This is a genomic window from Escherichia sp. TW14182, assembly GCF_000208525.1.
GTDB classification, from domain to species: domain Bacteria; phylum Pseudomonadota; class Gammaproteobacteria; order Enterobacterales; family Enterobacteriaceae; genus Escherichia; species Escherichia ruysiae.
This window is the reverse complement of the sequence record NZ_AEJZ01000164.1, coordinates 1-8,909: the sequence shown is the minus strand read 5'-3', so window position 1 is coordinate 8,909 and position 8,909 is coordinate 1. Positions and strand designations below refer to the sequence as shown.

7 protein-coding genes are annotated in these 8,909 nt (G+C 52.1%); 3 read left to right on the top strand and 4 right to left on the bottom strand.

Features of this window, described 5'->3' with window-relative positions:
* On the bottom strand, nucleotides 1-1,464 hold a 1,464-nt coding region (locus EQY_RS0114280; protein ID WP_024212584.1), incomplete at its 3' end, for a DUF3300 domain-containing protein.
* Nucleotides 1,465-1,818: 354 nt separating this feature from the next.
* Between EQY_RS0114280 and acnB the strand changes: the two genes are divergently transcribed.
* Both acnB and yacL read left to right on the top strand, forming a co-directional pair.
* Nucleotides 1,819-4,416, top strand: coding sequence for a bifunctional aconitate hydratase 2/2-methylisocitrate dehydratase (gene acnB, locus EQY_RS0114275; RefSeq protein WP_010345366.1), 2,598 nt, complete (start codon nucleotides 1,819-1,821; stop codon nucleotides 4,414-4,416).
* Between the two features lie 174 nt (nucleotides 4,417-4,590).
* Nucleotides 4,591-4,953, top strand: a complete 363-nt coding sequence (yacL, locus tag EQY_RS0114270) for a protein YacL (RefSeq protein ID WP_010345363.1) — start codon at nucleotides 4,591-4,593, stop codon at nucleotides 4,951-4,953.
* Nucleotides 4,954-4,990: 37 nt separating this feature from the next.
* Here the strand turns inward: yacL and speD are convergent, their stop codons facing one another.
* The 3 genes from speD to EQY_RS0114255 all read right to left on the bottom strand — a co-directional run bounded on the left by speD (nucleotide 4,991) and on the right by EQY_RS0114255 (nucleotide 7,120).
* Complete coding sequence (gene speD / locus EQY_RS0114265) at nucleotides 4,991-5,785, bottom strand: adenosylmethionine decarboxylase (protein WP_000734284.1); 795 nt, start codon at nucleotides 5,783-5,785, stop codon at nucleotides 4,991-4,993.
* Between the two features lie 15 nt (nucleotides 5,786-5,800).
* On the bottom strand, nucleotides 5,801-6,667 hold the full coding sequence (gene speE, locus EQY_RS0114260) for a polyamine aminopropyltransferase (RefSeq protein WP_000818482.1): 867 nt from the start codon (nucleotides 6,665-6,667) through the stop codon (nucleotides 5,801-5,803).
* Between the two features lie 105 nt (nucleotides 6,668-6,772).
* Nucleotides 6,773-7,120, bottom strand: a complete 348-nt coding sequence (locus EQY_RS0114255; protein ID WP_000846617.1) for a YacC family pilotin-like protein — start codon at nucleotides 7,118-7,120, stop codon at nucleotides 6,773-6,775.
* Between the two features lie 164 nt (nucleotides 7,121-7,284).
* On the opposite strand from EQY_RS0114255, the gene cueO reads away from it, so the two are divergent.
* The gene (cueO, locus tag EQY_RS0114250; RefSeq protein ID WP_001189579.1) at nucleotides 7,285-8,835 is read left to right on the top strand and encodes a multicopper oxidase CueO; all 1,551 of its coding nucleotides are present in this window, start codon (nucleotides 7,285-7,287) and stop codon (nucleotides 8,833-8,835) included.
* The last annotated feature ends 74 nt before the right edge of the window (nucleotides 8,836-8,909 follow it).

Here is an 8,909-nt window from a genome sequence, read left to right as displayed (position 1 = left end):
CTCTCTTCGCTGCTGGTTCTGCGGGTTAGTTTGCATTCTCTCACGGAACGCCTGGCGCTGTTCAGGTGAGGCCGACTGATAACGCTGACGAGCGGCATCCTTTTGCTGCTGGGTCAGTGGTTGGCGACGGCTGAACTCGCGAAAATCTTCATAATTGCCATCGTGTTCCGCTTCATTAAACCGTTGTGCCGCAGCCTGACGTTGCGTATCTCGCGTAATGGCTGGTGCGGCGTGTGTTCGTTGCTGAAACTGACTTGCCGCTGCCTGACGCTGACTGTCGCGCGACGGTGCAGGAAGCGGCGTGGCGCTCATGCCGCCGTTGACATCGGTTTGATGAAACCGCTTTGCCATATCCTGATCATGATAGGGCACACCATTACGGTAGTTTGGATTGTGCCGCCATGCCATATTCTTATCAGTAAGATGCTCACCGGTGATACGGTTGAAATTGTTGACGTCAATATTGATGTTGTCACCGTTGTGTTGCCAGCCGTTGCCGTCACGATGACCGCCATCGTGGTGATGATAATCATCATCGTCATGATGATGGTCATGATCATCGTCATCCCAGTCGATGCTGCTGAATAACGCGTATGTAGTGGCGACGCCCATGCTGTAGCCGAAACCGCGCACAAAGCTGTCAACAAACGGTTCTCCGGCTGGCGGCGGCAGGTAAACCGGCGGATACGCGGAATTGGCCCAGTTCCCGTAAACCACGGTCGGGTTATAGTTGGGAATATAAACCACATCCGGATTGGTTGGCTCAATGGTTATTACGGTCGGTGCAGGTTCTGTAATGACGGGGCTGGCTGTTGAAACGGTATTGGATTGTATGGCGGAAGGCGCGACAGCCGGTTTTACCGGTACAGCTTTCTTCGTTGTCGTAATGACTTTCTGTTCGGTTGATGACTTCAGCGACCCGGTTTGTTGCGCCAGTTGACGCAAACGCTGTACCGAGTCCATCACGTCCTGCGGCTGTGCCAGAAACGCATCGCCCAGGTTTTGCACCCACTGCGGGTTTTCGCCCATCAATGCCATCAACTGTGGAAACGCCACCAGTGATTTGACGCTGGCATCCCACGGCTGGTCAGATACCGCCTGAATAGCAGCATCGCCTTGTTTAAGTGGATTATCGTGCGACCATTGTACTGCTTGCGCAACGTTTGTCGGATAGGTTGATGCCATTAACACTTGTGAAAGCAGAGAGTCGGGGTATAGCGCGACAGGTGCAACCCATTGATCTATTTGCGCAGTGCTGAATGTAGATTTAACGACGGCGGGTACTACTGGCGGCGCGGAAACCGTTGCTGGAAGCGTAGCTGTAGTGACAACAGGCACAGTTTGCGCTTCTACAGGCGTTTCCACAGTGCGGCTTTTTACATACAAAGCACCGGAAGCGGCACAAAGCCCGGCACTGCAAATTAGTGCCAGCACATGGGGTTTAAACGGCAAAGTCATTTTCATAATTCGGATCTCAAAGAAATCGCAATGGTCGGCGAACTGCCACCCGCAGGTGCTGTGAATCCGAGTATAAAGAGGCGGTAGTTTAAATTTTGACTAATCTTGGGATTCGTTGAGAAAGGTGATTATCACCATGCGAATTAACGAAATTTTTACGGAGGGAAACAATCTCTAGACCATCCTTAACGATTCAGCCACTTTTTTATGTTGCTTTTTTGTAAACGGATTAACACATCGTCAAAATCCTGCTATTCTGCCCGTTGCGGTACTGGGCATTTACCCTACAAACTGCTGTCTCACAGGAGCGTGAAGAGAATCGCCTGCCGCACTATGACAATGAGAGCGAGGAGAACCGTCGTGCTAGAAGAATACCGTAAGCACGTAGCTGAGCGTGCCGCTGAGGGGATTGCGCCCAAACCCCTGGATGCAAACCAAATGGCCGCGCTTGTAGAGCTGCTGAAAAACCCGCCTGCGGGCGAAGAAGAATTCCTGTTAGATCTGTTAACCAACCGTGTTCCCCCTGGCGTCGATGAAGCCGCCTATGTAAAAGCTGGTTTCCTTGCTGCTGTCGCGAAAGGCGAAGCCAAATCCCCACTGTTGACTCCAGAAAAAGCCATTGAACTGCTGGGCACCATGCAGGGTGGTTACAACATTCATCCGCTGATCGATGCGCTGGATGATGCCAAACTGGCGCCAATTGCCGCCAAAGCACTGTCTCATACGCTGCTGATGTTCGATAACTTCTATGATGTAGAAGAAAAAGCCAAAGCAGGCAACAAATACGCGAAGCAGGTTATGCAGTCCTGGGCAGATGCCGAATGGTTCCTGAATCGCCCGGCGCTGGCTGAAAAACTGACCGTTACCGTCTTCAAAGTGACCGGTGAAACCAACACCGATGACCTCTCTCCGGCACCGGATGCATGGTCGCGTCCGGATATCCCACTGCACGCCCTGGCGATGTTGAAAAACGCCCGTGAAGGCATCGAGCCAGACCAGCCAGGCGTTGTTGGCCCGATCAAGCAAATCGAAGCTCTGCAACAAAAAGGTTTCCCGCTGGCTTACGTCGGTGACGTTGTGGGGACTGGTTCTTCGCGTAAATCTGCCACTAACTCCGTTCTGTGGTTTATGGGCGATGATATTCCACATGTGCCGAACAAACGCGGCGGCGGTTTGTGCCTCGGCGGTAAAATTGCACCAATCTTCTTTAACACGATGGAAGATGCCGGTGCGTTGCCAATTGAAGTGGACGTTTCCAGCCTGAACATGGGCGACGTGATTGACGTTTATCCGTACAAAGGTGAAGTGCGTAACCACGAAACCAACGAACTGCTGGCGACCTTCGAACTGAAAACCGACGTGCTGATTGATGAAGTGCGTGCTGGCGGCCGTATTCCGCTGATTATCGGTCGTGGCCTGACCACCAAAGCGCGTGAGGCACTTGGTCTGCCGCAGAGCGATGTTTTCCGTCAGGCGAAAGATGTGGCGGAAAGTGACCGTGGCTTCTCGCTGGCGCAGAAAATGGTGGGTCGTGCCTGTGGCGTGAAAGGCATTCGTCCGGGCGCTTATTGCGAACCGAAAATGACTTCTGTCGGTTCGCAGGACACCACCGGTCCAATGACCCGTGATGAACTGAAAGACCTGGCATGCCTGGGCTTCTCGGCTGATCTGGTGATGCAGTCTTTCTGTCACACTGCGGCTTATCCGAAGCCGGTTGACGTTAACACTCACCACACGCTGCCGGACTTCATTATGAACCGTGGCGGTGTGTCTTTGCGTCCGGGTGATGGCGTAATCCACTCCTGGCTGAACCGTATGCTGCTGCCGGATACCGTCGGTACTGGCGGTGACTCCCATACTCGTTTCCCGATTGGTATCTCCTTCCCGGCGGGTTCTGGTCTGGTGGCATTTGCTGCCGCGACTGGCGTTATGCCGCTGGATATGCCGGAATCCGTTCTGGTGCGCTTCAAAGGCAAAATGCAGCCGGGCATCACCCTGCGCGATCTGGTACACGCCATTCCGCTGTATGCGATCAAACAAGGTCTGCTGACCGTTGAGAAGAAAGGCAAGAAAAACATCTTCTCTGGTCGCATCCTGGAAATTGAAGGTCTGCCGGATCTGAAAGTTGAGCAGGCATTTGAACTGACCGATGCGTCTGCCGAGCGTTCTGCTGCCGGTTGTACCATCAAGCTGAACAAAGAACCGATCATCGAATACCTGAACTCCAACATCGTCCTGCTGAAGTGGATGATCGCGGAAGGTTACGGCGATCGTCGTACCCTGGAACGTCGTATTCAGGGCATGGAAAAATGGCTGGCGAATCCTGAGCTGCTGGAAGCCGATGCGGATGCGGAATATGCAGCGGTGATTGACATCGATCTGGCTGATATCAAAGAACCTATCCTCTGTGCACCGAACGACCCGGATGACGCACGTCCGCTGTCTGCGGTACAGGGCGAGAAGATCGACGAAGTGTTTATCGGTTCTTGCATGACTAACATCGGTCACTTCCGTGCCGCTGGTAAACTGCTGGATGCGCACAAAGGTCAGTTGCCGACCCGCCTGTGGGTGGCACCGCCAACCCGTATGGACGCCGCGCAGTTGACCGAAGAAGGCTACTACAGCGTCTTCGGTAAGAGCGGTGCGCGTATAGAGATACCTGGCTGTTCCCTGTGTATGGGTAACCAGGCGCGTGTGGCAGACGGTGCGACGGTGGTTTCCACCTCTACCCGTAACTTCCCGAACCGTCTGGGTACTGGCGCGAACGTCTTCCTGGCTTCTGCGGAACTGGCGGCTGTCGCGGCACTTCTTGGCAAACTGCCAACGCCGGAAGAGTACCAGACCTATGTTGCGCAGGTAGATAAAACTGCCGTTGATACTTACCGTTATCTGAACTTCAACCAGCTTTCTCAGTACACCGAAAAAGCGGACGGGGTGATTTTCCAGACTGCGGTTTAATAAGTAAGCGCACGCGCTGCGCATAAACAACACAATGCCCGGTGAATGAGATTCCCGGGCATTTTTTATTTCTAAACCATCGCCGTTCCGCTGTTTTTCTCCGGTAAGGCTGCGATAATTACATCAATGGCGCAATGCGATTTCGGCGCATTGCCGGGAGCAGAGGAACACACTATGGATTATGAATTTCTGCGCGATATTACCGGAGTGGTAAAGGTGCGTATGTCCATGGGGCATGAAGTGGTCGGGCACTGGTTTAATGAAGAGGTGAAAGAAAACCTGGCCTTGCTTGATGAAGTGGAAGACGCCGCGCGCACGCTCAAAGGTAGCGAACGTTCCTGGCAGCGGGCAGGGCATGAGTACACGCTATGGATGGACGGCGAAGAGGTGATGATTCGCGCCAATCAACTGGAATTTGCTGGCGATGAAATGGAAGAGGGGATGAACTACTACGACGAAGAAAGCCTGTCGCTGTGCGGCGTTGAGGATTTTCTTCAGGTGGTGGCGGCGTACCGTAAATTCGTACAGCAGAAGTAAATAAAGCAGGCGGAGCCTCTGTGCTCCGCCTGAGCCGTTAAACAGCTGGCATATTGCGCCCGTAATAAATCTCGCGCATCTCTTTCCACAGCGCAGCGGTAATTTCTTTGCGCTCGCTGTCGGTTAAATCTTCCGGTTTGGTGTGGAACATGTAGTGCTTAAGGTCGAACTCTTTAAGCAACATCTTGGTATGGAAGATATTTTCCTGATAGACGTTTACATCCACCATGTCATACAGCGCCTTCATATCCTCGGACATAAAGTTCTGAATCGAATTAATCTCATGGTCGATAAAGTGCTTCATACCGTTGATGTCACGCGTAAAGCCACGCACGCGATAATCAATGGTTACGATATCGGACTCAAGCTGGTGGATCAGGTAATTCAGCGCCTTCAGCGGGGAAATCACGCCGCAGGTGGAGACTTCTATGTCGGCGCGGAAGGTACATAAACCGCCTTCAGGATGGCTTTCCGGGTAGGTATGTACGCAAATATGACTTTTATCGAGATGGGCAACCACGGCTTCTGGCAGCGGGCCGGGGTGTTCTGTTTTGTCGATAAGTTTCGGATCAACCGGCTCTTCGCTCACCAGAATAGTGACGCTGGCACCCTGTGGTTCGTAATCCTGGCGGGCGATGTTAAGAATATTGGCTCCGATAATGGAACAGGTTTCTGACAGGATTTCGGTCAGACGGTTGGCATTATAGAGTTCATCGATATAAGCAATATAACCGTCGCGCTCTTCGGCGGTTTTGGCGTAGCAGATATCGTAAATACAAAAACTCAGACTTTTGGTCAGATTATTAAAGCCATGTAGTTTCAGTTTTTTCAATTTCTTATCTTCTCCTTAGGACGGCTGTGAAGCCAGTGCGTCTTGCAGATACTGAGGTAAGGCAAAAGCTGCTGTATGGACTGCCGGATTGTAATAACGGCATTTCAGGCCAGAGGCGAGAAAACGCGCCTGAATAATTTCGGTAGAGAGATGGCGTAAGGCGTCGTTATCTGTTGCCCATGCAAAGGTCATGATGCCGCCGTAATAGGTCGGGATCGCCGCCTGATAAAAGCCAACGTCGCTGAAGTAATGGCTGAGTTTGCGATGGCTGTCGATGGCCTCTTCCTGCTGTAAAAAGCAGACACCGTTCTGCGCGACGAAAATACCGCCAGGATTCAGGCAACGTTTGCAACCTTCATAAAATGCTGAGGTAAACAGGCTTTCGCCGGGACCGATAGGATCGGTGCAGTCGGAGATAATTACGTCGAAGGTCTGGCTGGTTTGATTAACGAAATTGACACCATCATCGATCACCAGTTTAAAGCGTGGATCGTCGTAGCTACCGGCGTTATGGTTGGGCAGATACTGACGGCAGAACGACACGACACCCGCATCGATTTCCACCATCGTGATTGACTCAACGTTTTTATGTCGGGTCACTTCACGCAGCATGGCACCGTCGCCGCCGCCGATGATCAGCACATGTTTCGCGTGACCGTGAGCCAGTAGAGGAACGTGGGTCATCATCTCATGATAGATAAACTCGTCGCGCTCGGTGGTTTGTACTACGCCATCCAGCGCCATTACGCGACCAAATGCAGCGTTCTCAAAAATGATCAGATCCTGGTGATCGGTCTTTTCATGATACAGAACGTTATCTACCGCAAAGTACTGCCCAAACTGGTCGTGTAGCGTTTCATGCCACCGTTTTTTTTCGGCCATGGGTTGATACCTCCTTTGTTAACACCCGTAAAAAAAGGGCGCAACATAATAGCTAACATTGACCGCAGATGCACGGTCAATATTTCTACAAAAAGGTATCAGGGATTATTTGACGTAGGCAAGCAGGCTTAAGGAATCGCGAGCCAGGGCTTTGCACTTTTTAGCGACGGGAATGCCAATACCGCTGAGATCGCGATAGCTATCTTCACCGAGAGATTTCATGTCGAAGGTGTCGTAATTGCTGAGATCCCACTGGTTTTGCTGGGCGAAAAAGACCAGTGCGCGACGAATTTGCCCGTTAGGTAAGTTCTGGTAACCGCAATCGTTCTTCAGAAAAACAAACACTGCCGTTAAATCGGCCATATCTTCGGCTTCAGACTCGCTGAGCGCGTAACTGTTTGCGCATACAGCCATCAGGCTGCCGAATAATACTGTTCTGAAAAACGTCTTCATTGCTTCTACCAGGACTTAAAGATGATAAACGTTAGCACACTGCGAGCGAGGCGACGACCATTATTGTGGATTAAATTGTGTCTGCGGCTTGACCTTCCTGTAAGGGGAAGGACTATGCTCAACGTTTGATTTTGTTTCGCCTGCTTAAGAATAAGGAAATAACTATGCAACGTCGTGATTTCTTAAAATATTCCGTCGCGCTGGGCGTGGCTTCGGCTTTGCCACTGTGGAGCCGCGCAGTATTTGCGGCGGATCGTCCAACGTTACCGATCCCTGATTTGCTCACGACCGATGCCCGTAATCGTATTCAGTTAACTATTGGTGAAGGCCAGTCCAGCTTTGCCGGGAAAACGGCGACCACCTGGGGTTACAACGGCAATCTGCTGGGGCCGGCGGTGAAATTACAGCGCGGCAAAGCGGTAACGGTTGATATCTATAACCAACTGGCGGAAGAGACGACGTTGCACTGGCACGGGCTGGAAGTGCCGGGTGAAGTGGACGGCGGCCCGCAGGGGATTATTCCGCCTGGCGGTAAACGCACGGTGACGCTGAACGTTGATCAACCTGCCGCCACTTGCTGGTTCCATCCGCATCAACACGGCAAAACCGGGCGTCAGGTGGCGATGGGGCTGGCAGGACTGGTGGTGATTGAAGATGACGAGATCCTGAAATTAATGCTGCCGAAACAGTGGGGTATCGATGATGTCCCGGTGATCGTTCAGGATAAAAAATTTAACGCCGACGGGCAGATTGATTATCAACTGGATGTGATGACCGCCGCCGTGGGCTGGTTTGGCGATACGCTGCTGACCAACGGCGCTATGTACCCGCAACACGCTGCACCGCGTGGCTGGCTGCGCCTGCGTTTGCTTAATGGCTGTAATGCCCGCTCGCTCAATTTCGCCACCAGCGACAATCGCCCGCTGTATGTGATTGCCAGCGATGGTGGTCTGCTGCCTGAACCGGTGAAGGTGAGTGAGCTTCCGGTGCTGATGGGCGAGCGTTTTGAAGTGCTGGTGGAGGTTAACGACAACAAACCGTTTGATCTGGTGACGCTACCGGTCAGCCAGATGGGAATGGCGATTGCGCCGTTTGATAAGCCGCATCCGGTAATGCGTATTCAGCCGATTGCCATTAGTGCTTCTGGTGCTTTGCCAGACACGTTAAGTAGCCTGCCTGCTTTACCTTCGCTGGACGGATTAACGGTACGCAAGCTGCAACTCTCTATGGATCCGATGCTCGATATGATGGGTATGCAGATGCTGATGGAGAAATATGGCGATCAGGCGATGGCCGGGATGGATCACAGCCAGATGATGGGGCATATGGGGCACGGCAATATGAATCATATGAACCACGGCGGGAAGTTCGATTTCCACCATGCCAATAAAATCAACGGTCAGGCGTTTGATATGAACAAGCCGATGTTTGCGGCGGCGAAAGGACAGTACGAACGTTGGGTTATTTCTGGCGTGGGTGACATGATGCTGCATCCGTTCCATATTCACGGCACGCAGTTCCGTATCTTGTCAGAAAATGGCAAACCGCCAGCGCCGCATCGCGCAGGCTGGAAAGATACCGTTAAAGTAGAAGGTAATGTCAGCGAAGTGCTGGTGAAGTTTAATCACAATGCCCCGAAAGAACACGCTTATATGGCGCACTGCCATCTGTTGGAGCATGAAGATACGGGGATGATGTTAGGGTTTACGGTATAAAAATACGTATTCGGAAATATGCCCGGATCTCTACGGGCTTTAAACTGATGACAAACGCAAAATTGCCTGATGCG